Here is a 23028-nt window from a genome sequence, read left to right as displayed (position 1 = left end):
ACTCCGGGCACGTGACAGCTAGGGAGACCGCATGAACCAGGCGATCGGCACACCGGCCGAGCCACGGATCGAACCACACACCTGGCGGGGGCGGCTCCGCGCGTTCCTCGACCAGAGGTGGTTCGTCAACCTCGTTCTCGTGGTGATCCTGGCGAACGCCCTGATCCTGGGCGCGGAGACCATGGTGAGCGGGGCTGCGCTCGAGATCCTGGTGATCATCGACCACACCATGCTCGGCTTCTTCGTGCTCGAGCTGCTCCTGCGGATCGTCGCCCACGGTCGCACGTTCTTCCGCGACCCGTGGAACCTGTTCGACCTCGCCGTCGTCGGCATCGCGGTACTCCCGGCCAGCGAGTCCCTGTCCGCCCTGCGTGCCCTGCGGGTGCTCCGCGTGCTGCGCGTGATCACGGTGGTGCCGTCGCTGCGCCGCGTCGTCGACGGCCTGCTACGGGCGGTGCCGGGCATGGGTGCCGTCGGCGCACTGCTGGTGCTGGTCATCTACGTGTCGGCGGTGATCGCGACGGGACTGTTCGGTGAGGCGGCACCCGAGTACTTCGGGCACCTCGGGACGTCCCTGTTCACGCTCTTCCAGGCCATGACGGGCGAGGCCTGGCCCGACATCGCACGCGCCGTCATGGAGACCCAGCCGTACGCGTGGATCTTCTTCGTGCTCTACATCCTGGTGGTCAGCTTCGCGGTGCTGAACCTGTTCATCGCCGTCATCGTCAACGGCATGGAGGAGATCTCCGAGGAGGAGCGCAAGGACGACGAGCAGAAGGACGAGCGCCTCGACAACCTGGCCGCGCAGAACCGCGAGATCCTCGCCGAGCTCCGCTCGCTGCGCGCGAAGCTCGACGAGGGCGGCACCGCCTAGGCCAGCACGACGTTGACCAGGTGCGGCGGTCGCACCACCACGCGCCGCACCGCCCGGTCACCCACTGCCCGGGTGACGGCCGGCCGGGCCAGGGCGGCCCGCTCCAGGTCCGCCGCCGCGACGTCGGCGGGCACCGGCAGCCGGTCGCGCACCTTGCCGTCCACCTGGACCACCGCCTCCACCTCCGTCGTCACCAGCAGAGCCGGGTCCACGGCCGGCCACGGCTGCGCCGCGACCGGCGTCGAGTGGCCCAGCCGTTCCCACAGCTCCTGGGCGGTGTGCGGGGCGAACAGGCTCAGCAGCACGGCCGCCGCCTCGACCGCCTCGCGGTAGGTCTCCGCGCGCTGGTCCGCCGCGCCGTCCGACGCCGCCCGCCGCACCTCGCCCACCAGCTCCATCAGCCGGGCGATCGCCACGTTGAACCGCCCGGCCTCGACCAGCCCGTCGATGTCGTGCACGGTGCGATGCACCGCCCTGCGCAGGCCCTCCGCCGGTCGGGCTTGTCCGTCCGCTGACCGAGCCTGTCGAGACCTGGGTGTCGCCAGGCTCGACCCACGATCCGGGACCAGGCGCAGCACGCGGGCCAGGAACTTCCGCATCGCCTCCGGCGAGACGTCGGCCCAGTCGACGTCGTCCTCCGGCGGGCCCGAGAACAGCATCGCCAGCCGGACGGCGTCCACCCCGTGCCGGTCCAGCTCCGTCGCCAGGTCCACGCCGTTGCCCAGCGACTTGCTCATCGCCTTGCCGTGGTTGACCACCTGGCCCTGGTTCATCAGGCGCGCGTACGGCTCGGGGGAGGGCACCAGGCCCATGTCGTACAGCACCTTGGTCACGAACCGCGCGTACAGCAGGTGCATCGTCGCGTGCTCCACCCCGCCCACGTACAGCGCGGCGGGCATCCAGCGCGCGGCGTCCTCGGGGCGGAACGGGCCGCCGTCGTACCCGGGCGACAGGTAGCGCAGGAAGTACCAGGACGAGTCCACGAACGTGTCCATCGTGTCGGTGTCCCGCTCGGCGGGGCCGCCGCACCGCGGGCACGTCGTCCGTACCCAGTCCCGGGCTCCGGCCAGCGGCGAGACGTCGCCGGGGACCAGCTGGTCGCCCTCCAGGTGGGGCAGCTCGACGGGCAGCTGGTCGTCCGGCACCACCACCTCGCCGCACTCCGCGCAGTGCACCACGGGGATCGGGGCGCCCCAGTAGCGCTGCCGGGACACCAGCCAGTCGTGCAGGCGGTAGGTGGTGCCGTCCGGGCCCTCCTCCCGGCCGATCCAGTTGCGCTGCATGGTCAGCACGTGCGGCGGCCAGCCCGGCTCCAGCAGCTCCATGTCGTCCAGCAGGCGGTCCGCGTAGGCAGTGATCCGGAAGAACCACTGCGTCAGGCTGCGGGCGACGACGGTGGTGCCGCACCGCTCGCACGCGCCGTCGACCACCTGCTCGTTGGCCAGCACCGTCCGGTCCTGCGGGCACCAGTTCACCTCCGCCGCCGCCCGGTAGGCCAGCCCCCGCTCGTGCAGCCGGGCGAACAGCCACTGGGTCCAGCGGTAGTAGTCGGGCTCATGGGTGTGCAGGCGGCGCGACCAGTCGAACGAGACGCCGTAGCGCCGGATCGACGCCGCCTGGGTGGCGATGTTCGTCTCTGTGTACGCGGCGGGGTGCTCGCCACGGCGGATCGCCGCGTTCTCGGCGGGCAGGCCGAACGAGTCCCAGCCGACGGGGTTGAGCACGTCGAAGCCCTTGGCCCGCCAGTGCCGCGCCACGACGTCCGTGATCGCGAACACCTCCGCGTGGCCCATGTGCAGGTCGCCCGATGGATAGGGGAACATCGTCAGCAGGTACCGGCGGGAGCGGGCACCGTCGTCGGACGCCTCGTACAGGCGGTCCAGCGCCGAACCTTCGTCGGCCGGTCGGGGGGTGGGGTACGTCGCGCTCATCGCTGTCGCTCTCCGGTGCGTCGATCGGGTCCGGGCACGAAAAAGCCCCTCACAAGGAGGGGCGGCCGCACCGGGTGTGCCCGATCGAGGGGCTGGTCCGGTGCGGCTAGGTAAGCAGCGAGCGTGCGTTGCGCATGCGTCAACGATACGTGCACCCGTCGAGCCGGGTAAAGGAGCCCTGTAGAGGGGCTTCGGGCAGGACGCCGCCCCCGGTCCCCCGAGGCACGAGCGCCGGGTCGGTCCGCCGCCAGCGAGGTCCGAGCCGGCGCTCGCGCCGTGGGGCGAGAGCCATGGTTCGGTGAGCGAGGGGTGCACTCCGAACCATGGCTCCCGTCCGACGCGCCGTAGCTCGGCCCGCCCCCAGCGAGGTCCGAACTTCGTCCGCGTCACAGCTAGGACGCGCGCACGCCCCGGAAGTCACAGCACTTCTCGATGCCATGTCATGTGGTCTGGATCACAGGCCGGCCGGACGGCGGTGCGTGGCGCGCGGACGGCCTGCCAGCTGCCGTTTCGGGCGTCCGATTCGACCCCAGACTGGGCCGAAACGGATGTCTCGGGAGAAATCGAAGAAAAATCCCGGAAGTGCTGTGACATCCCCGCGCTTCGAGCGTCTGGGCTGCATGGAACACACCGAGCACCCCGAACTCGTTCGTCTGGGCGCCCAATACCTGCGCGCGTATGCGGAGGGCGATGCCGTCAACCTCTACCGTCTCGCGGACGCGTGGGGGGCGAGCGACCTGATCGCCGCGACCTGCGAGGTCGCTCTGGCGGTCATCCACGCGACGTCGGGGCCGCAGGGCCTCGACGTCGTATCGACCACGTTCGCGACCAACCGGAGGTGAGCACCGATGAACAGGGCAGAGCCGGCGGCCGAAGAGCCCGAACACTTGCGCGGAAACAGAGTTGTGGTGCGATCATTGGCCAGCGCAACAAATCCGGACAGTATGCGCAGAGGGGGGCAAGACCGCGTGACCACGACTGGTGACCTGCGGATTGACGACTGGGTGGTGCATCGGCCCAACGTCGTACGCTCGGTCGCCGCGCGCGTGCCCGGCATCGACGCCGAAGAAGCCGCCAGCCGCGCCCTGGAAAAGATGGTCCGGATCGTGTCCACCGGCGGCACGATCGAGGACCCCGCACCGTACTGGCGACGCGCGGCGGTCAACGAAGCCATCTCGATGACCCGCGAGGCCGGTCGCGCCCACCCGGTCGAGGACGACACCCTCGACGGCCTGACGCCCCCCGTCGCCGGAGCGGAGCTCGACGCCGAACGCCACGCCGACGTCACCATGCTCCGCACCGCACTCTCCGACCTCGCCGACGACGACCGGCAGATCCTGCTCGAACGCCACGTCCACGACCGCGCGGTCGCCGACATCGCCACCCACCTCGGCGTACGGCCCCACGCGGTCACGATGCGGCTACGCCGCGCCGAAGAACGCCTCGCCGGCGCCTTCGCCGCAGCCCACGCCCAGGGCGTCAACGAACCCGAGTGCCGGACTACCCGCGCCGCCATGCACGACTACCTCAAAGGACGTCTCCTCCCCCGGCGCCAACGGCGCCTGGAGGTCCACATGGACGGCTGCGGCGAGTGCACCAGGGCGTTCGTCGACGTCCGCGAAGTGTCGTGGATGCTCCGCGACCTCGGACAACACCTCGTCGCAGGCGGCTGGGTCGGCGGTGCGGTCGTCGGCGCAGGGGCCGGCGCTGCCGGCGCCAGTGGTGCGCGCCCGCGCTCGTTCGGCAAGAAGGAGACCGCCGTCGCCGCCGGGGTCCTGGCCGCGCTGGTGATCGGCGGCGGCGCCGCGGCGATGATCGCCAGCCAGGCCGACAAGCCACCGATCCAGGCGATCGAGGATGCCGGAGCCGCCGCCGGTGGTGACGGTGCGGGCGGCGGCGGTGGCGGTGGCGGTGGCGGTGGCGGCGCGCCGAGCGCTCCTGAGGAAGCCACGCAGGAGCGACCGCCGTCGATCCCGCCCGCCGACCCTCAGCCGCGCCCTGCCACCACACCCAAGGAAGACACCGTCCCGGCACCGGCACCGGCACCCGAGCAGCAGGTTGCCGACCCCGCGCCTGCGGACAACCCGCCGGCACCCGAACCGGCGCCGAGCGGCGGCGCGGACCGGCCCGACCCGGTGAAGCCCCCGACCCAGCCCGAGCCGGAAGAGCCCACCGAACCACCGAGCCCGCCCGAGCCCACGGATCCGCCCGACCCTCCGGATCCGCCAGACCCGCCGGACCCCCCGGACCCGCCGGTGACCGCCGGCCCCGGCGAGGCGCTGGATGCCTTGCTCCTCAGCCTGGGTCTCTCCGACCTGCCCGGGATCGACCTTGCCACGACCACGCTGGACGAGATCTGGGCACTGTTCTTCGGCACGGTCGCAGGACAGGCCGTCGACGACGCTCAGTCAGCGGTAGGGAACTGATGGCGATGCGGGCCTCATACCTGGCCCGCATCCCCTCAGCGCTGTGCGAACGCACAGTATTGCTGGGCGACAGCCCAAGATCGACGGCCGACGCCGTCCACGCCTTCCCTGCGCGTGCGTTCTTTGCGAGCATGCACGACCGAGGTTTCGTGGAACGTGATGGCATGCGGCGCGCTGTCGTGTGCGGGAGGGAGTCGGCGTGACAGTCACCAGCGCGGACCTCAGCCAGTGGGCAGCGCACCGTCGTGCTGTCGTCTTCACGGTCTCGCGGCGGGTACCCGGTATCGACCCGGAGCTGGCGGCGAGCCGAGGGCTCGAGCTGCTGTGCGTAGAGCTCATGCGACAGGGCGGCATCTCCGACCCCGTCGCCTTCTGGAGCGCGGCGGCGGTGGACGCGGCGCAAGAGATGGCCCATGAGGACCCCTCGCCGGACGAGCAGACCTCGCGCGCGGAAGCCCTGAGCGCACCGGTCCGCCGCGCTCTGGACTTCGAGGTGCTGACCACGGCGATGGAGCGGCTGCCCGCCGGTGATCAACAGCTCCTGTGGGACCACCACGTGGGGTCCCGCCCGGTCGCCGCGATAGCCGACGAGATAGGCGTGCTGCCCTACGCCGCCAAGCGCCGCCTCCGCCGTGCGGAGAACCGGCTCGCGAGCAGCTTTGCCGAGACGCACTCCGGCGCGGCCGACAACGCCGAGTGCGAGTCCACCAGGGCCTCGATGCACGACTTCGTGCGGAACCGTCTCCTGCCGGGCCGTCGGCAGAAGGTCGAGGACCACATGGTCCAGTGCTCGGGATGCACCAGGGCCTTCGTCGACGTCCGCGAGTCGTACTGGATGCTGCGCGCCGCCGCACCCGTTCTCCTGCTCGGCGCAGCGGCCGCGGCGGAGACGGGCACCGTCTTCACGGCCGCGGGCGCGGGCGTGACCGGTGCCGGGCTGGGCGGCGGGCTCGCCACCCTTGGCACCCGTGTGGTCCTGACCGTCCGCAGCGCGCTGACCGATCCGGTGAGCCTGACGGCGACCGTGGCCAGCGGGCTCTTCCTCACCACTGCCGTCACGACGGGAGTCACCGGCGGCCTCGGGGGCATGCCCACATTCCTCGAGTCCGGGACCGTCTCCGTCTCGACGCCGGACGGTGTGGAAACGGCGGTCCGGGGCGCGACGCCGACCTCCCGGACATCGGACCCGACGAACCTTCCCGAGCCGACCCGCTCGGTGCTGCCGGGCCTGGCGGAGGGCGACGGCCTACCCCCGGGCCTCGCGAAGAAGGCCGAGTCGCCGCCAGGCCTCGCGAAGCAGGACGACGTACCGCCGGACCAGGCCGACGACACCGACGGCGCGGGCAGCCCCGACACGCCGGAGGCCACCACCCCACCGAGCGGGACCGAGAACGGGAAGACTCCGCCCGGCCTTGCGAAGAAGGGCGGAATCCCACCCGGCCAGGCCAAGAAGGACACGGTGCCGCCCGGCCAGGCCACGAAGGACACCGTCCCGCCAGGTCAGGCGAAGGACAAGACTCCACCCGGCCAGGCCAAGAAGGACACCGTCCCGCCGGGCCAGGCCAAGAAGAACGACGCCTCGCCGGACACCTCAGGCTCCGCGTCGAGCCTCGGATCCGCTGCCGCCGACACCCGGGCGAACCGGGGAGCAGATATCCCGCACCTGCTGTGGGACGCACCGGAACCGGGCACCGGGTGGATCGACGAACGAGACCGCCGGCCGGAAACGCCCGATCACACCCGTTCCAGGAGCACCAGCACCTCGTAGTGCGAGGTCTGCGGGAACATGTCGAGCAGGCGCGCCCGCACCGGCCGGAGCGACGGCATCGCGGCGAGGTCCTTGGCGAGCGTCGTCGCATTGCAGCTCGAGTACAGGACTCGCTCGATCCCCGAGGTCTCCAGCCACTGTGCCAGGTCCGCGCCGATACCTCGCCGCGGCGGGTTGACGATCACCATCTCGGGCAGCTCGGGGGCGTCCGGCCCGATCGCGAACGCCGTCGCGTCGCCCACGGCGAACGTGACGTCACGGAAGCGCGCCGCCCCCGCGCCGTCGCGCAGCTTGTCCACGGTGCCCGACGCCGCGGCCACGGCCTCCGCGCTGATCTCGATACCCGTGACGACGCGCCCCGGGGCGGCGCAGTGCAGCGCGAAGCCGCCCACACCGCAGTACAGATCCCAGACGCTGCTCGGGTCGAACTCGGAGACCCAGGCGCTGGCCTGCCGATAGAGCTCGGTCGCGACCGCGGTGTTGGTCTGGAAGAAGCTCTGCGGGCGTAGGTCGAGCGTGATGTCGTCGATGCGCATGGGGAGCGTGGTGCGCTCGGTGAGCGGGATCTCGAGGTCGCCCTCCAGCACCGCGGCGTGCGCCGGCTGGATGTTCGCCGAAGCCACGGCCAGTGCCGGAAGCTCCGCCTGCAGCGAGGCGAGGTGCTTGCGGATCCGCGCGATCGCCTCCTGGGAGCGCAGCACGAACCGGACCATGAGCTCGCCGTCGGGCGACAGGGTCACCAGCAGGTACTTGAGCTCGCCCCGCTGCTGCGCGCGCTTGCCGACGCCCGAGACCTGGTACGGCTCCAGGTTCGCACGCGTGACGAAGGCGGCCAGGGGAGCGAAGGAGGCTTGCAGGGCGTCCGGGTAGAGCCCGCAGTCCGTGAGGTCGACGCCCTGGCCGGCCCGGTCGAGGATGCCGAGGACGGGCTCCGCCACGGTACCGCTCACCACCATCTTCGCCTTGTTGCGGAAAGCCGACTCCGCGCTGCTGACAGGAGGCAGCCAGGTCAGTTCCGAACCTGTGGACAAGTCTGTGGATTTGTCTGCCGATCTGCCTGCCGAGATCGGAGCGAGGAGCGCGGCGACGTGCCGCTCCTTGTCGAGCACCTGGGTGGGGTAGTCGATCTCCAGGAGGGTGCAGGAGTGGCAGCGGCCGGCGTCGTAGTGGAGGCACTGCACACCTCCATTATCCAACCCGTACGCAAACGCCCTGATCAGCGCCGACGCACCGCCGTCAGCCCCCGTACTCGAAGTGCCACGGTTCCTCGCGGCCACCACCCGCACGCGCCCACTCCGGGTGGTGCCAGCCGACCTCGGGACCGTTGGCGGCGAGCCACGCGTACTCGGGCTGACCGAAGCGGAAGCCGTCGTCCACCGGCACGTCTACTGCCAGCGCCAAGCCGTGGTTCGAGGTCCCCGGCGCCGCCACCTGCCCGCTGCCGAACTCGTCGAGCGCCTGGAGCTGCCAGTCGTAGGGCCGGTAGCCGTACTCCACACGCAGCGGCTTGCCGAACTCCGCCTTGAACCGGGCGCCGAGCTTCTTCCAGGCCTCGGCCGCGTCGCAGCGCAGGTACTGGTCCTGCCCCTCGGGTCCGACCCCCACCTTGCACAGCTTGTCCACGTCGAGCCGACCGTTGGAGCCGTCGGCGACGGTCGCGCGCGCTTCCCACGCCGCCGCCTCGATCGCGGCCCGTGCTGCCTCGCGCCGCTGGACGACCGCCTGGACGGAGCGCAGGTCGTTCTGGTTCGTCCCGACCGCGAGCGCCGCCTGGCCCTCGGCTCGGTGGGTGGTGAGGACCTTGCGGACGGCGGCAGGTGCGCCCGCTTCGGCGGTCCAGCTCAGGGTGTACCCGGAGTCGCGCACCGAGATCTTGAGCTGTGCGGTGACCGCCGTCAGCGTGGCCTTGGCCGTCTTCAGCTGGGCGGCGGCCTTCTTCGTGCGTTCCGCCGCCGCGGTGGCCTTGGCCTTGGCGTCCTTGCGGGCCTGCTGCCACTGCCGGTTCGACGCCTGTACGTCCTCGATGGCCGCGACAAGAGTGGTCGCCGTGGTGCGCATGGTGGTCGCCCACTCGGTCGCCTCGGCCTCCAGGGCGTCGATGTCCTCGGTCGCGCCGAGGGCCGCGCTGCCGGGCTCGGGTATGGCCGGCGGCCGCATCGCGCCGAGCTCCTTGGCCGCAGCGATGTGTGCGACCAGGTCGACGCGGACGGCGGCGTCGACCACCTTGCCGTTGGAGGCGGCGAGGACCTGTTCCGCCGTCGCGATCTGCTGGGCCAGGCCTTCCTGGGCCGCGCGCCCTTCGTCGACTGCCTGCACGACGTCGGCGCGCGCGTCGGCCAGCTGCGCCCGCTCGCGCTCGTTGCCGACGTGGACGAGCGCGAACACGATGCTGACCACCAGCGCGACCGCCGCTGCGACCAGGAAGACCACGAGCGGCCGCATCGACCCGCCGTCCGACGGGGCACGGTCCCCGCCAGGCGTCATGCCTCGGTGCCGAGCCTCGTCCGGCATCTCGGCAGCTGTGCCCTGCGGCGGGTTCGACGCGACGGTGGTGGGGTCGAGTGGTCCGACGGGTGCGGGCGGCTCCGCGTTGAGGGGCATGGCCCGAAGTTTGGCGAATCTGCGGCCCGGACGCTAGTTGCCCGCGCGCTCCGCGAGGTTCTTGAGCTTGTCGACGTACAGCTCGACCTCGCTCTTCTCCCAGTCCGGGATGTTCGTGTTGTCGGCGTAGAGGCCCACGGACCTGTCGGTCAGCTCGCGCAGGATGTCGGCGTGGCCGGCGTGCCGGGCGAGCTCGTCGGTCACGTGGATGATGATGCGGAACAGCGTGACCTCGCTGTTCGTCCACCACGGCACCCGTCCCGGCGCGTCAAGGGGCAGCGTGTCGATGGTCTCGTCACCGAACGCCCAGGCCCGGCGGTAGAGGTCGGTGACGGACGCGACGGACTCGTCGGCGGTCGCGTACCAGTCAGCCTGCGGGTCCTCTTCCCATGCCTGTTCGGAGACGACCTCCTCCGGAGTGGGCCACTCCCTGCCGAAGGTCGGACCGAAGTAGCCGATCTCGATGTTGGCGCAGTGCTTCACCAGGCCAAGCAGGTTGTTCCCCGAGGGCACCAGGGGCCAGCGCGCCTGCTTCTCCGTGAGGCCCTCCAGCTTCCAGAGGAGGGCCTCACGGGTTTCCTGCAGGTACTTCTTCAGGACCTGCTTCTGCTCGAGTTCACCCGAGCCGGTCGTGCTGTCAGTCGTCGGTGCCATGGGCACAGTGTGTCCCCAGGCACTGACACTCACCGAACGTCTTGCGCCCGGCCGCGCTTCTTCGGCTTGCGGTGCAGCCACCACTCGGCGAACAGAAGGTTCGCGATGAACGACATCCAGGCCGATGCGATCGCGGCCCCCTCGATCTCGGGCGAGCCGAACCCGATGTTCGGGTCGGTCAGCGCACCAGGAACGTAGACGGCGATGAGAAAGGTGGACCAGAAGCGGTTGGTCACAATCGAGAAGGCCAACGCCGTGCTCCGGACCATCCACTCCCGGTGGTCGGCGAAGCGCCGCTGTCGTACCGCGCGGTAGCCGAGCAGGGTGAACGTCAGCAGCAGGACGCCCATCACCGTGTTCGCCACCTGCTGCGCCACGCCCGCACTCGGGAACTGTGCGACGACGAGCGCCGCGACGGCGGTCGGGATCGCTGACGCGACGTAGACCCTGCCGCTCCAGCGGTGCACGCGCGGGTGGTGCGCCCGCAGCCACGGCCAGAGCTGCAGCACGCCGGCGCTCAGCATGATCGACCCGGTGAAGATATGGGTCACGAGAGCCGGGTAGAACGCGGGGCCTCGATCCGTCGGGACGAGGGACTGCGCCGGGTCCAGGCCTACGTAGCGCGGCAGGGCGGTCGCGAGGAACACCGCCGTGATGATCGCCAGCGGTGCGATCCAGGGACGCCGCCACCAGCGGACCTTCCGTGGCGAGCGGGCCGGAGCCGGTGCGGTGGTCGTGTCGGTTGCCATGTCTTACCTGCTTTCGTCAGGTCGGAAGGTCGGGACGTGCGCCAGGTCAGCGCCGGGCACGGAACGCCAGGCCGGCGGCCACCGCGAAGAGCAGGCCGAGCCCCAGGCACCAGCCGACGGCGAGCAGCGCGACACCCGACGGGTCCGCCGTCGCCGAGGCACCACCCGAGAGCAGGTCGCGCACCGTCTCGATCACCGGCGTCACCGGCTGGTGCTCCGCGAAGCCGCGCAGCCAGGACGGCAGCGTGTCGACCGGCACGAAGGCGCTCGAGACGTAGGGCAGGAACATCACGAAGAACGAGAAGCCGCCGGCGGCGTCGGGTGACCGGACGAGCACGCCCACGAGGGCGGCGAGCCAGGTGATCCAGCCGACGAAGAGCAGGATCATGCCCACCGCGGCGAGCCACTCCAGCACGGAGGCCTCGGGCCGGAAGCCCAGCGCCATCGACACCCCGAACACGATGGCGGTCGTGGCCAGGTTCTTCACGAGGCTCGCGACCACGTGACCCGACAGGACCGTCCAGGCGGTCATGGGCATCGACCTGAGCCGGTCCACCATGCCGCTCGACATGTCGCGCTCGACGGCGAGCGCCGTGTTCGCCGCGCCGAACCCTGCCGCCAGCAGGATCACGCCCGGCGTCACGTAGTTGATGTACTCGGTGCCGATGTCGACGGCGCCGCCGAAGACGAGCACGAACATCAGCAGGATGATCACCGGCAGCACGACCGCCGTGATCATGGCGTCCACGTCCCGCGAGACGAGGCGCAGGCTGCGCGTCGCCATGGTGGAGACGTCGCTCATCAGGTGCGTCATGCCGCCACCCCCGCCGCTCGTGCGGAGCTCTCCGTGCCGACGTGCCCGGTCAGGGTGAGGAAGACGTCGTCGAGGCTGGGCACCCGCACCTCCCAGTGCTCCGGTGTCACTCCCGTGGCCTCGACCGCGGCGAGGACTGCCCGCACGTGCCCGACCGAGCCGTCGGTGGGCACGCGTACCCGCATGCCGTCGACGGTCGCGACCCCGAGCGTGGGTGCTACCCGGTCGACGTCGGAGAGGGTGGCGAACGTCAGCTCGACGCCCGCCTCGCCGACCTGGCTCTTGAGCTGAGCGGGGGTGCCGTCTGCGACGATCCGGCCGCCGTCGACGAGCGCCACCCGCTGCGCCAGCCGGTCCGCCTCCTCCAGGTACTGGGTGGTGAGGAACACGCTGGTGCCTTCGTCGACCACGTCGCGGACGACGTCCCACAGCGCCTGCCGTGACCTCGGGTCGAGGCCCGTGGTGGGTTCGTCGAGGAACATGACGCGGGGCCGGGTCAGCAGGCCCGCCGCCAGGTCGAGCCGACGGCGCATGCCGCCGGACCAGGTGCCGACCTGCCGGTGCGCCGCGTCCGACAGGTCGAACGCCGTGAGCAGCTCCGCCACGCGGTCCCGCACGACCCGGCGCGGAAGATGCGCGAGGCGGCCCATCATCGTGAGGTTCTCGGCGCCCGACTGCTTGTCGTCGACGGCCACCTGCTGTCCCGTGAGGCTGATGACCTCGCGGACCCGGCGCGCGTCCCGGACCACGTCGAACCCGGCGACCGTCGCGCGGCCCGCATCGGGTCGCAGCAGCGTCGCCAGGATGCGGACCGTGGTGGTCTTGCCCGCACCGTTGGGGCCCAGCAGCGCGAGTACCTGTCCCTCCTCGAGCTCCAGGTCGAGCCCGTCCAGCACGGGCGGGCTGGACGAACCTCGTCCGGCGAAGGACTTGTGCAGCCCCTCGGCCGTCACGATCACTGTCATCTTCTCTCTCCTCCTGGCGGCAACCAGTTACTGTATATGACCTACGCGTTTTAGTGTGGAGCGTAAACAGTATGTGGTCAAGAGAGTTTCGGATCGGCTCACGCGGCCGGTCAGGGCAGGATGGATCCGATGAGCACCGCCGACACCACGCCCGGACCCGCCGAGCAGCCACAGGTACCGCCCGGACAGCCGGACGGCACAGGCGCGACGCGTGAGCTGCCCGCCGTCGTACAGCGGCTGTGGGGCGCCGCGGCACCCCGTCGGCGCGGACCAAAACCCGCGCTGTCCGCCGCGCAGATCGTGCAGGCCGCACTGGACCTGGCCGACGCCGAGGGCCTCGCCGCCGTCTCGATGGCCCGGATCGCGGACGCCGTCGGCTATACGCCCATGGCCCTGTACCGGCACGTCTCCGGCAAGGAGGAGCTGCTGGTCCTGATGGCCGACGCCGTGGCCGCCGAGCTGCCCGACATCCCGGCCGGCATCGGCTGGCGCGCGGGGCTCGAGCGCTGGACCCGCGCCCAGATCGAGCTCGGGATCGCCCGCCCGTGGATGCTCGAGCTGCCGCTGTCCGCCGCGCCACCGGGGCCGAACCGGGTGCGCTGGATCGACCAGGCCTTCGGCGTCCTGCGCCCGGTCGAGCTCCCGGCCGACGCGAAGCTGGCGGTCATCGGGCTGCTCGCGCAGCACGTCCTCGGCGAGTCGCGCGTCCATATCGAGTCCCGGCGCGCGGCGGTCCAGCAGGTGCTCCGGGAGTCCGGGCTGCCCGACGGGACCCCGGAGTCCGACCTGAACCCCGCGGCGATCGACGCGGCCAACCCGTACGCCGACTTCGAGACCGTGCTCGCCACGTACGCCGACCCCACGATGTACCCGAACCTCTTCGAGTCGTTCGCGACCTGGCCGGACAACTCCCTGACCGCGCACTCCGAGGACGACATCACCTTCGGCATCTCCGTGGTGCTCGACGGTGTCGAGGCCTTCCTCCGGCGTCGCGGCGCTCTTCCCGACGACGGGTCATGAGCCCCCCCGCCCGGCGCCGCAACGGTTCTGGCACGACCACAGGCAGCGATTTTCGGACGTCATGCCCAGGTGAGCGGCCGCAACGGGTGGAGCGTCAGTGGCGTGCGTCAGAGTGGTGCCGTGACAAGTGATCCCATGACAGACGGCAAGACGGCGGCCCCGACGCCGGGCGCGGCCCCGCGGTGCTTCGGCGACGGCATCGCGCTCTACGAGGCCTACCACGACGAGGAGTGGGGCGTTCCCGTGCACGGCGAGTCGGCCCTGCTGGAGCGCATCGCCCTCGAGGGCTTCCAGTCGGGGCTCTCCTGGATCACCGTGCTGCGGAAGCGGCCGGCGTTCCGGGAGGTCTTCGAGGGCTTCGACCCGGAGCGGGTGGCGGCGTTCGGCTCGGACGACGTCGAGCGGCTGCTCGCCGACGCCCGCATCATCCGCAACCGCATGAAGATCGAGGCCACGATCGAGAACGCCCGGGCCGTCGTCGCGCTGCACGACTCCGGCCGCACGCTCGACGAGCTGTTCTGGTCCTTCGCCCCCGAACCGGTGGACCGCCCGCGCGCGGCGACCTTCGCGGACCTGCCGGCGTGGACCCCCGGGTCGAAGGCCATGAGCAAGGCGATGAAGAAGGAGGGCTTCCGGTTCATCGGGCCCACCACCGCCTACGCGGCGATGCAGGCCTGCGGCCTGGTGGACGACCATCTCGCCACCTGCCCTGTGGTGCTCGGTCGCTCCGGCGCGACCGAGCAGGGCACGGCTACCTGAGCGTCAGAGCTCGGCGCACGGCTCCACCACCGGCAGCACGGCGTCGCGGACCCACTCGGCGAGGGACGTGGCCGGCGGCCGCAGGATCACGGTGTCCACCCCGTGCCGGGCGAAGCCACGCATCTCCTCGACGAACGCCGCGGTGTCACCGGGGCCGATCGGCGCACCGCGGTGCAGCATCGTGACGCGGATGTCGGCGGGGTCGCGGCCGACGTCGTCGCAGTGCCGGTGCAGCACGTCCAGCAGGTGGCGGAGCCGCTCGGGCGTCTCGGCGAACAGGTTGCACGCGTCCGCGTACTGCGCGACGAGCCGGAGGGTCCGCTTCTCACCGGAACCGCCGATCATGATCTCCGGACCCGACAGCGGCGCCGGCGAGCACAGTGTCTCGGCGAGCTGGTAGTGCTTGCCCTCGAAGGGTCCGTCGTTGTCCAGGTCGTACATCTGGCGCGCGATCCGGACCGTCTCCTCGAGCATCTCGAAGCGGTCCTTGAGCGGCGGGAACGGGACGCCGAGGGCCGCGTGCTCCTTGTCGTACCAGGCAGCGCCGATGCCGAACGTGGCACGGCCGCCGGAGACCACGTCGAGCGACGCGACGATCTTGGCCAGCAGGCCCGGGTAGCGGTACGTCACGCCGGTCACCAGCGCACCGAGCTGCACCTTCTCGGTGACCCCGGCGAGGTAGCCCAGTGTCGTGTACGCCTCCAGCATGGGGTCCGACGCCGGAAAACCCTGGTGCTCCATCTGGAAGTAGTGGTCCATCACGGAGACCCACGTGACGCCGCCGTCGTCCGCGTACCGGGCGGCGTCCGCCAGCTCGGTGCGCATCCGGGCGGGCTCTATCGAGTCGAAACGCATGAAGTGGGTGCCGATTCGCATGTCTCGATCCTCCTACGCCGACGCGCGACGTCAAGCGCGGGAGCCGGTGAGCTCTCCGGCACGCCCGAGGATGCGGGCGACGAACCAGGTGATCGAGTCGGCGGTCCTGCGCGGTGTCGCCGTCGGCTGCATGACATGGCTCAGCGCGGACCGCACCACCATGTCGATGATCGCCGTGATCCGTTCCGGCTCCAGGTCGATCTCGTACTGGTCGACCCGGTCCTGCACCACGACCATCAGCGTGCCGAGCAGCGGCTCCGAGTGTGTGGTGAGCAATGGCAGCAGCTCGGTGTCCGCGCCGTGCGTCGCCGAGACCACCGCACGCAGCAACGCGTTCCCCTCGGCGAGCACCAGAGTGTTCTCCACGGCCGCGTGAATCGCTGACAGCAGGTCGTCCGGATGGTTCTCGAAGCCCTCGACGATCGTGAAGATGAACTTCGCCGACTCGGTGAGCACCATCGCCTCGGCCAGGTCCTCGCGGCTGCCGACAGCGTTGTACACGGTCTGCCTGCTCACTCCCGCCTCTCCCGCGAGACGGCCCATCGTCACCTTCGACCAGCCGTCGGCACAGGTGAGGCGCACCGCAGCGGCGATGATGCGACCCCGGCTGGAGATCGGATCCTCGTAGTCGGCGGTTCCCTCGGCCATGTGGTCGATAGTAGGGAACAAGCGGCTCCGGGACCTGGACAGCACCGCTCGACACGGCATATTTCACCCTTTCGCTCGGCGACCTGGAAACCCCCTAGAGTGGCGAGCATGGATCTCGAAGAACGCCTTGCAGTCTTCATCGACTACGAGAACCTGGCGCTGGGCGCCAGGGAGCACCTGGGCGGGATGCAGTTCGACTTCGGCCCGATCGCCGACGCCCTCGCCGTGCGCGGGCGCGTCGTCGCGCGCCGGGCCTACGCGGACTGGTCGTACTTCGACGAGGACCGCCGCATGCTGACGCGGCATCAGGTCGAGCTGATCGAGATGACGCAGCGGATGGGCGCCTCCCGCAAGAACGCAGCCGACATCAAGATGGTGGTCGACGCCATCGAGATGGCCTTCGAGCGCGACTACATCTCGACCTTCGTGATGTGCACGGGTGACAGCGACTTCTCGCCGCTCGTCCACAAGCTGCGTGAGCTGAACAAGCGCGTCATCGGCGTCGGCGTCGAGAAGTCGACGTCGCGGCTGCTGCCCGCCGCCTGCGACGAGTTCCTCTTCTACGACCGCCTCGAAGGCGTCGAGGTGCCGGACGAGGACCAGGGCGCCCCTGCCCCGAAGCGCGGTTCGCGCTCGCGCCGGCCGTCCGCCGCGCCGGACCGCGCCGCGGCTGCCACCGCCCCCGCCACCGCCCAGAAGGCCCCCACGACCTCGCGCCGCGCCAAGGCCGCGGAAGCGGTTGCCGAGGCCGTCGCCGAGCCTTCCGCACCCGACGTCGTCGTCGAGCCCGAGGCGAAGCCCGCCACCCGCCGCCGCAAGAAGGCCGACCCCGCGCCCGCGCCCGTCGAGGTCGCACCCGAGGCCGAGGTGGAGATCGACGTGAGCGAGCACGAGGAGGAGGTCCCGGCATCGAGTGACGCGCCCATGGAGGTACGTGTGGCGCAGACCCTCGCCGACCTGCAGTCCTCGACGAGCGGCGCCGTGACGGCGTCCGCCCTGAAGCGCACGCTGCTCCGCAAGGACCCGACGTTCAGCGAGTCGGACTACGGGTTCCGTACGTTCGGCGAGTTCCTGCGGTTCCTCGCCGACCGCGGGTTCGTCGAGCTCGCGACGGGCCCGTCGACGGGTGACCCAGAGGTCTCGCTGCCCGAGCAGGGCGACACCGATGCGGCCTTCGTGCTGCTGCGTGACGTGGTTCGGGAGTCGAGCGGCTCGGCCGCGCTGTCCGGGCTGAAGAACGCCGTGCGCAAGAAGCGCCCCGACTTCTCGGAGAAGGCGCTCGGTTTCCGCGGGTTCCTGCAGTTCGCGAAGGCCGCGGAGGCCGCAGGTGCCGTTTCCCTGGCCTGGGACGACGACGCGGACGACTACCTGGTCACCGCTTGATCTCGAGCACCCCGGGGATCGCGGCGAGCTGACGGGTCAGCTCGCCCCCGTCCCGCCCGTACACGGTCGGCACCGGACGCACCTCGAGGTCGGCGTCCGGGGTGCCGCCGTCCGGGATGTTCCCGGCGAGGACCTGCTGGCCGCCGGTGAGCTGCCGGATCGCCACCGCGCGCACGCGGTCGGGGCGGCGGTCCACGGCCTTCGCGTAGATCTGCGGGTCATGCTGACCGTCGTCGCCGATGAGCAGCCAGCGCACGTGCGGGAACCACGACATCAGGTGCTCAAGGCTCGCTTCCTTGTGCGCCGGCCCGCTGCGGAACCATCCGGTGAGGGTCGGTCCCCAGTCGGTCAGGAGCAGTGGTCCTCGCGGGTAGGAGTGCCGCGAGAGGAAGGCACGCAGCGTGTTCGCGGTGTTCCACGCGCCGGTCGACAGGTAGAAGAAGCCGGCGTCCGGGTGCGTCTCCTGCAGGTTCCGGTAGAGCTCGGGCATGCCAGGTACGGCTCGCCGCCCGCTGGAGTGGCGCACGAACGTGTTCCACGCCGCGAGCAGCGGCCGCGGCACCGCCGTCACCATGGTCGTGTCGTCCATGTCGCTGATGACGCCGAACTCGGTCCGCTCGTCGAGCACGCGGATCGATGCCTCGGCCTCCCACGGGTCGGCCTCGTCGAGCACCGTCAGGATCGCGGAGTGCCACCCGGCCGACAGCGGGGTGTCGGTGGGCAGCTCGACGTCGATGTACCCGGCGCGGTCGCTCGTCACGACCGAGGTGTGGTCACCGACCTGGAGCCGCACGCGGCAGTGCGGCACCGGCACGGTGAGGAAGTGGCGGAAGCCGCGCCGCCCGGCACGGAGCGCCTCGAGGTCCGGGGCCGCGGGGCGCGGCCGGGAGAGCAGCACGCGCGCGAGCACCCGCACCTGGTCCGGCGTGCCGTACCCGCTGTAGGTCTCGAGGCGGGGGTGCCAGCCGGCACGGCGGAGCGCCCACCCCGCCGCGGAGTAGAAGCGGTCTTCCACCGCCGCGGCGAGGTGCGGGCGCTGTGAGGGGTGCGGGGTAGGAGTAGCCACACCCGATTGTCGCCTGTTATTGCCCACCCATGCCCGTGGTCGCGACGCCCTGCACGATGCGGCGCTGGAAGAGCATGAACACGATGAGCAGCGGCAGCGCCGCGATCATCGCGGAGGCCATGTTCTGCGCGTACTGCACGCCGTAGGCGTCCTTCACCGTGGACAGGCCGACGGGCAGGGTCATGAACTGCGGATCGGTGGTGATGATGAAGGGCCACAGGAAGTTGTTCCACGCGCCGATGAACACGAAGATCGCCACCGCCACGAGGATCGACCGGGAGAGCGGCAGCACGATGGTCCAGAACAGCCGCCACGACCCCGCGCCGTCGATCCGGGCGGCGTCGAGCAGCTCCTGCGGGATCGCGTCGAAGAACCGCTTGAGGATGAACACCATCACGGGCGCGACCACCTGCGGCAGCACGATGCCTGCGACCGTGTCCACCAGCCCGAGGACCTGCATCTCCCGGAACAGCGGCACGATGAGGATCTGGCCGGGCATCATGATCGCCGCGAGGGTGAGCCACTGCATGAGCGCCCGGCCCTTGAACAGGGTCTGCGAGAACGCGAAGGCCGCCATCGCGGAGATGAGCACGGTGAGCGCCGTGACCAGCACGGCGACCACCAGGCTGTTCCACATCCACAGCAGCAGGTCGCTGTTGCCGAGCACCTTCTGATAGGCGTCGAGCGTCCAGCCCATGGTGGGAAACAACGACGCGGGGAGCGCTGCCTCGGCCTCGTGCTTGAAGCTGGTGACGGCACCCCAGACGATGGGCACGAGCCAGGCCCCGGCGAGCACGACGAGCGCTGCGAGCGCCCCGGCCCGCGCCCAGGGCGACGGGCCGATCGTCAGTCTGGTGAGGGCCCGGTTCTCGGCCCGCTCCTGCAGTGCCTTCGTCCGGCGGACCTCGGCGATGTCGGCGACGGCCATGTCAGGCCTCCTTCCGGGCCGGCAGCAGCCGCACCAGCGTGAACACGAGAATGAGGGCAAAGAACACGTAGGAGATCGCTGAGGCGTAGCCGAGCCGGTAGTTGGTGAAGCCGGTGTCGTAGATGTACTCCAGGATCGGCCGCGTGCTGCCGTTGGGCCCGCCCGCGGTGAGCATGTAGATCTGGTCGAACACCTTGAGGGAGGCGAGGAGCTGCAGCACCACGATGACGCCTGTGATGGTGCGGAGCTGCGGCAGCGTGATGGAGAACAGCCGTCGCCAGCCGCCCGCGCCGTCGATCGTCGCGGCCTCGTACTGCTGGGCGGGGATGCCCTGCAGCGCCGCCAGGTAGAGCAGGAAGTTGAAGCCGACGGTCCACCACACGGTGACCCCGGCGATGGAGAACATCGCGACGTTCTCGTCGGTGAGCCAGCCGAGGGGGTCCAGGCCCAGGCCCGTGATCCAGGTGTCCAGCAGGCCGATGTCGGGCTGGAACATCCAGTTGCTCAGATGCCAGACGACGGCGCTGGTCAGCAGGTACGGCGCGAAGAACGACATGCGCCAGACCCACTGGCCGGGCAGGCCTGTGTGCACGAGCAGCGCCATGACGAGGGCCACGAGCACCAGGGGCACGGTGCTGAGGATCGTGAACCACACGGTGTGCCACAGCGTCTGCCAGACCTGGGGGTCGCCGAACGCCTCCAGATAGTTGGCGAAGCCGATGAACTCGCTGCCGGCCCCGGTCAGACTCTGGTTCGTGAAGCTCATCCACAGGCCGTAGAGCGTCGGCACCACGAGAAAGAGGCCGGTGGCGACGGCGAACGGCGCGACGAACAGGTACCCGGACCTGTCCCGCTCGCGCATGGACCTGCGGGGCGCCCCTGCGGGCACGCCGGGGCGTCCGGCCGGGGTCCTCCGGTCAGGCAGAGCCGGCCCCGCGGGCGCGGTGACGCCGGTGTTCGAGACAGTCATCGTCGTCCTCTCGTTCAGGCGGGGTTGGGCAGGGCGAGGAACCGGTCCATCTCGCTCAGCATCCGGGTCACGGCCGTGCGGCCGGGAGCCTTGCCGGCGAGGGTGTCCGTCATCGCGTCGGCCATGCGGTTCTGGAAGTCGCTGCCGCCGCCGGTGAACCAGGCGTCGGGATCGAAGACCGCGATCTCCGCGGCCGGCGCGTAGTCGCGCTGCGGCGTGAGCTCCTGGTACGCGGGCTCCTCGACGATGGGCTGGAAGGCGGGGATGTGCCCGGCCGAGGCCCAGGTCAGACCCTCCTTGAGGAGACCGGCGAGGACGCGGTAGGTCGCCTCGCGCCCGGCAGGGTCCGGCTGTCCCTGCCGGGGCAGCACGAACGCGTGGGAGTCCGCATAGTTGGCCGGCGTGTCGAAGATCGCCGGGAACTGCGTGGCACCGACGTCGGGCAGCGCGTCGCGGAACATCGGCAGGTCCCACTCGCCGGCGAACATCATGCCCGTGCGCTGCGACATGAAGCGGGCGGCTGCGGCGTTGCCGTCCTGGTTCTTCGCGGCGACCGTGCCGTCGACCATCTCCTGCAGGAACTCGAAGACCTCCGCGGCGGCCTCCTCGTCGAGCGCCGCGGGGCGGCCCGGGGTGAGCTCGTACTCGCCGCCGTTCTGCGAGTACAAGCCCCAGAACATGCGCCAGCATCCTGCGGGGTCACGCTGGTAGCCCCAGCCGACGCCGGTCTCGCCGGTGACCTCGGCCATCGCGCGGCCGGCCGCGAGGAAGGCGTCCGCGCCGGAGACGGCGTCCAGGTCGAGCTTGCCGTCCGCCCGCGCGAGGCCCGCGTCCTTGACGATCGTCGGGTTGTGGAAGGTGATGTACGGGTGCGTGTCCAGCGGCAGCGCGTAGAGCTGGCCGTCGTACTGGGCCTTCTGCCAGACGGCGGGGGCGAAGTGCTCCTCACGCACCCCGAGCTGCGCAAGCGCGTCGAGGTCGAACGGCTCCAGGAGCCCGCCCGGTGCGTACCCGGCCAGCCGGGACATGTGCATGACGGCGGCCTCCGGCGGCCGCCCGCCCGACGACGCCATCGCCAGCTTGGTGTAGTACGGCGGCCCCCAGGCCAGCGTCGTCGACTCGACGGCGATGTCCGGGTTCGCCGACGCGACCGCGCCCACCATCTCCTGCATGAGCGCGCCGTCACCGCCCGAGAACAGGTCCCAGATCATGACCGGCGTCCTGCCCGCGCCGACGGCGCCCGGTGCGGCGCAGCCCGCGAGCGCCCCGCCCAGCGCGACTCCACCAGCGCCGACCAGCGCCGCGCGGAGCAGGTCACGGCGGCTCAGGCCGCCGGAACTCTCCGCACGACTGCGGGTTCTTGACGCGATCACAGGGCTTCCCTGCCCTGGGACGCCACGTCGTCGTAGCTCGGTCATCGTCGACCTCCAATGGTGCAACGTTGCGATCCAACGTTGGATCACGATGGACTAGGCCGAGCGTCCCGTCAAGGGGCAACGGGTCGGCAACGGGTGTGGAAGGAAGTGATGGGTTGTCGGAGCAAGTGGGTCGCCGCGTCGGTATCAAGGAGGTCGCAGCTGCTGCGGGTGTCTCCTGGAAAACAGTCTCCAACGTTGTGAACGACACGGGACGCGTCGGTGACGCGACCCGGGCACGGGTGGAGGCCGTGATCGCCGAGCTGGGCTACCGGCCCAACCTCGCCGGACGCCAGCTGCGGCGGGGCCGCACCAACACGCTCGCGCTCGCCGTGCCGTGGGTGCACGCGCCGTACTTCTCGGTGCTCGCCCACGAGGTGATCGAGGTCGGCAGCTCCCGCGGGTACCGCGTGCTCATCGAGGAGACGAGGTCCTCACGCGACACCGAGCTCGAGGTGGCCCGCGGCTTCGACGTCCAGGCGATCGACGGCATCATCTTCTCGCCGCTGGAGCTGCCCCCCGCCGAGATCGACGCGGTGCGCGGTCCCGTACCCCTCGTGCTCCTGGGTGAGCGGGCCGATCCGGACCCCACTCGCGCACGCCGGACGGACCACGTCAGCATCGACAACGTGGACGCCGCGGCGCAGGTCACGGCGCATCTGCTGGATTCGGGACGGCGCAGGCTCGGGTTCCTCGGCGCCGAGCCGCCCGGGGCCGGCCGCACGGGCGCGCAGCGCGTCCAGGGCTTCCTCGACGCCCACGCCACCGCCGGCATCGAGGTCGACGAGCGCTGGGTGCTCCAGTGCCCTCAGTTCTCGCGGCCGGCGGGCGCGGAGACCATCGAGCAGGTGCTGCCCCGGATCGGCCAGATCGACGGGCTGGTGTGCGCCAACGACGAGCTGGCCCTTGGCGCGCTCTATGCGTTGCGGCGCAACGGGGTGCGGGTGCCTGACGACCTCGCCGTGACGGGCTGGGACAACACCGAGGACGGGCGGTACTCGAACCCGTCGCTGACGACCGTGGCGCCGGACCTGCGCGCGATCGCGGAGACGGCAGTGGACCGGATCCTCGCGCAGCTCGAGAACGCCGCCGTCGAGCCGGTCGACGCGCTGGTGCCGCACCGTCTGCTGGTCCGGGAGAGCAGTCGCGGCTGAGCCCCGGGCGGTCCGCGCGTGGCCCGA

The 23028-nt window shown here is 71.0% G+C and carries 21 protein-coding genes; 8 read left to right on the top strand and 13 right to left on the bottom strand.

The genetic code is table 11. The annotated features are described in order from the left end of the window. Positions 1-31: 31 nt before the first annotated feature. Positions 32-874 (top strand): ion transporter, encoded by an 843-nt coding sequence (locus AB0I32_RS06935; protein WP_357504203.1) that lies wholly within the window; start codon positions 32-34, stop codon positions 872-874. On the opposite strand, the gene AB0I32_RS06930 is transcribed toward AB0I32_RS06935, so the two are convergent. Then, positions 871-2805, bottom strand: a complete 1935-nt coding sequence (locus AB0I32_RS06930) for a leucine--tRNA ligase (protein WP_357504201.1) — start codon at positions 2803-2805, stop codon at positions 871-873. The genes AB0I32_RS06935 and AB0I32_RS06930 overlap by 4 nt on opposite strands. A 620-nt stretch (positions 2806-3425) precedes the next feature. On the opposite strand from AB0I32_RS06930, the gene AB0I32_RS06925 reads away from it, so the two are divergent. The 3 genes from AB0I32_RS06925 to AB0I32_RS06915 all read left to right on the top strand — a co-directional run bounded on the left by AB0I32_RS06925 (position 3426) and on the right by AB0I32_RS06915 (position 6999). Then, positions 3426-3647 carry a hypothetical protein gene (locus tag AB0I32_RS06925; RefSeq protein WP_116673088.1) on the top strand — a complete coding sequence of 74 codons (222 nt, stop codon included), beginning with the start codon at positions 3426-3428 and terminating at the stop codon, positions 3645-3647. A 126-nt stretch (positions 3648-3773) separates the two neighbouring features. Continuing rightward, positions 3774-5231: a sigma factor-like helix-turn-helix DNA-binding protein gene (locus tag AB0I32_RS06920; protein ID WP_357504199.1), complete on the top strand. Its 1458-nt coding sequence runs from the start codon at positions 3774-3776 to the stop codon at positions 5229-5231. A gap of 199 nt (positions 5232-5430) precedes the next feature. Beyond that, entirely contained in the window at positions 5431-6999 is a 1569-nt protein-coding gene (locus AB0I32_RS06915) for a hypothetical protein (RefSeq protein WP_357504197.1), read from the top strand. Here the strand turns inward: AB0I32_RS06915 and rlmC are convergent. The 6 genes from rlmC to AB0I32_RS06885 are packed head-to-tail and all read right to left on the bottom strand — an operon-like array spanning position 6966 to position 12782. Further along, positions 6966-8180 (bottom strand): 23S rRNA (uracil(747)-C(5))-methyltransferase RlmC, encoded by a 1215-nt coding sequence (gene rlmC, locus AB0I32_RS06910; protein WP_357504195.1) that lies wholly within the window; start codon positions 8178-8180, stop codon positions 6966-6968. The genes AB0I32_RS06915 and rlmC overlap by 34 nt on opposite strands. A 55-nt stretch (positions 8181-8235) precedes the next feature. Next, on the bottom strand, positions 8236-9600 hold the full coding sequence (locus AB0I32_RS06905; protein ID WP_357504193.1) for a M15 family metallopeptidase: 1365 nt from the start codon (positions 9598-9600) through the stop codon (positions 8236-8238). A gap of 33 nt (positions 9601-9633) precedes the next feature. Further along, complete coding sequence (locus AB0I32_RS06900; RefSeq protein WP_357504191.1) at positions 9634-10254, bottom strand: DinB family protein; 621 nt, start codon at positions 10252-10254, stop codon at positions 9634-9636. A 29-nt stretch (positions 10255-10283) separates the two neighbouring features. Further along, positions 10284-11003, bottom strand: a complete 720-nt coding sequence (locus tag AB0I32_RS06895; RefSeq protein ID WP_357504189.1) for a DUF2306 domain-containing protein — start codon at positions 11001-11003, stop codon at positions 10284-10286. A gap of 46 nt (positions 11004-11049) precedes the next feature. Then, the gene (locus AB0I32_RS06890) at positions 11050-11817 is read right to left on the bottom strand and encodes an ABC transporter permease (RefSeq protein WP_357504187.1); all 768 of its coding nucleotides are present in this window, start codon (positions 11815-11817) and stop codon (positions 11050-11052) included. Continuing rightward, positions 11814-12782: an ATP-binding cassette domain-containing protein gene (locus tag AB0I32_RS06885; protein ID WP_357504185.1), complete on the bottom strand. Its 969-nt coding sequence runs from the start codon at positions 12780-12782 to the stop codon at positions 11814-11816. Before AB0I32_RS06885 ends, AB0I32_RS06890 begins: the two co-directional genes overlap by 4 nt. Before the next feature lie 129 nt (positions 12783-12911). Between AB0I32_RS06885 and AB0I32_RS06880 the strand changes: the two genes are divergently transcribed. Both AB0I32_RS06880 and AB0I32_RS06875 read left to right on the top strand, forming a co-directional pair. Further along, entirely contained in the window at positions 12912-13802 is an 891-nt protein-coding gene (locus AB0I32_RS06880; RefSeq protein WP_357504182.1) for a TetR/AcrR family transcriptional regulator, read from the top strand. A gap of 135 nt (positions 13803-13937) precedes the next feature. Further along, positions 13938-14561, top strand: a complete 624-nt coding sequence (locus AB0I32_RS06875) for a DNA-3-methyladenine glycosylase I (RefSeq protein ID WP_357504292.1) — start codon at positions 13938-13940, stop codon at positions 14559-14561. Positions 14562-14564: 3 nt separating this feature from the next. Here the strand turns inward: AB0I32_RS06875 and AB0I32_RS06870 are convergent, their stop codons facing one another. Next, the gene (locus AB0I32_RS06870; RefSeq protein WP_357504180.1) at positions 14565-15437 is read right to left on the bottom strand and encodes an LLM class F420-dependent oxidoreductase; all 873 of its coding nucleotides are present in this window, start codon (positions 15435-15437) and stop codon (positions 14565-14567) included. Positions 15438-15467: 30 nt separating this feature from the next. After that, complete coding sequence (locus AB0I32_RS06865; RefSeq protein ID WP_357504178.1) at positions 15468-16085, bottom strand: TetR family transcriptional regulator; 618 nt, start codon at positions 16083-16085, stop codon at positions 15468-15470. A 108-nt stretch (positions 16086-16193) separates the two neighbouring features. On the opposite strand from AB0I32_RS06865, the gene AB0I32_RS06860 reads away from it, so the two are divergent. After that, positions 16194-17468 carry an NYN domain-containing protein gene (locus AB0I32_RS06860; protein ID WP_357504176.1) on the top strand — a complete coding sequence of 425 codons (1275 nt, stop codon included), beginning with the start codon at positions 16194-16196 and terminating at the stop codon, positions 17466-17468. Here the strand turns inward: AB0I32_RS06860 and AB0I32_RS06855 are convergent. The 4 genes from AB0I32_RS06855 to AB0I32_RS06840 are packed head-to-tail and all read right to left on the bottom strand — an operon-like array spanning position 17458 to position 21805. After that, positions 17458-18534 (bottom strand): phosphatase domain-containing protein, encoded by a 1077-nt coding sequence (locus tag AB0I32_RS06855; RefSeq protein ID WP_357504174.1) that lies wholly within the window; start codon positions 18532-18534, stop codon positions 17458-17460. The two genes, AB0I32_RS06860 and AB0I32_RS06855, sit on opposite strands and share 11 nt — an antisense overlap. 16 nt (positions 18535-18550) lie before the next feature. Continuing rightward, positions 18551-19462: a carbohydrate ABC transporter permease gene (locus AB0I32_RS06850; RefSeq protein ID WP_357504172.1), complete on the bottom strand. Its 912-nt coding sequence runs from the start codon at positions 19460-19462 to the stop codon at positions 18551-18553. A gap of 1 nt (position 19463) precedes the next feature. Further along, the gene (locus tag AB0I32_RS06845) at positions 19464-20432 is read right to left on the bottom strand and encodes a sugar ABC transporter permease (protein WP_357504170.1); all 969 of its coding nucleotides are present in this window, start codon (positions 20430-20432) and stop codon (positions 19464-19466) included. A gap of 14 nt (positions 20433-20446) precedes the next feature. Then, positions 20447-21805, bottom strand: a complete 1359-nt coding sequence (locus AB0I32_RS06840) for an extracellular solute-binding protein (protein WP_357504168.1) — start codon at positions 21803-21805, stop codon at positions 20447-20449. Positions 21806-21945: 140 nt separating this feature from the next. Here AB0I32_RS06840 and AB0I32_RS06835 point away from each other — a divergent pair, with 140 nt between their 5' ends. Next, complete coding sequence (locus tag AB0I32_RS06835; protein ID WP_357504166.1) at positions 21946-23001, top strand: LacI family DNA-binding transcriptional regulator; 1056 nt, start codon at positions 21946-21948, stop codon at positions 22999-23001. Positions 23002-23028 lie beyond the last annotated feature (27 nt).

Origin of the sequence: Promicromonospora sp. NPDC050249, from assembly GCF_040656015.1 — a bacterium.
Taxonomy (GTDB): Bacteria; Actinomycetota; Actinomycetes; order Actinomycetales; family Cellulomonadaceae; genus Promicromonospora.
Note: the sequence above shows the minus strand (reverse complement) of the source record. Positions and strands in the feature narration are given on the sequence as shown.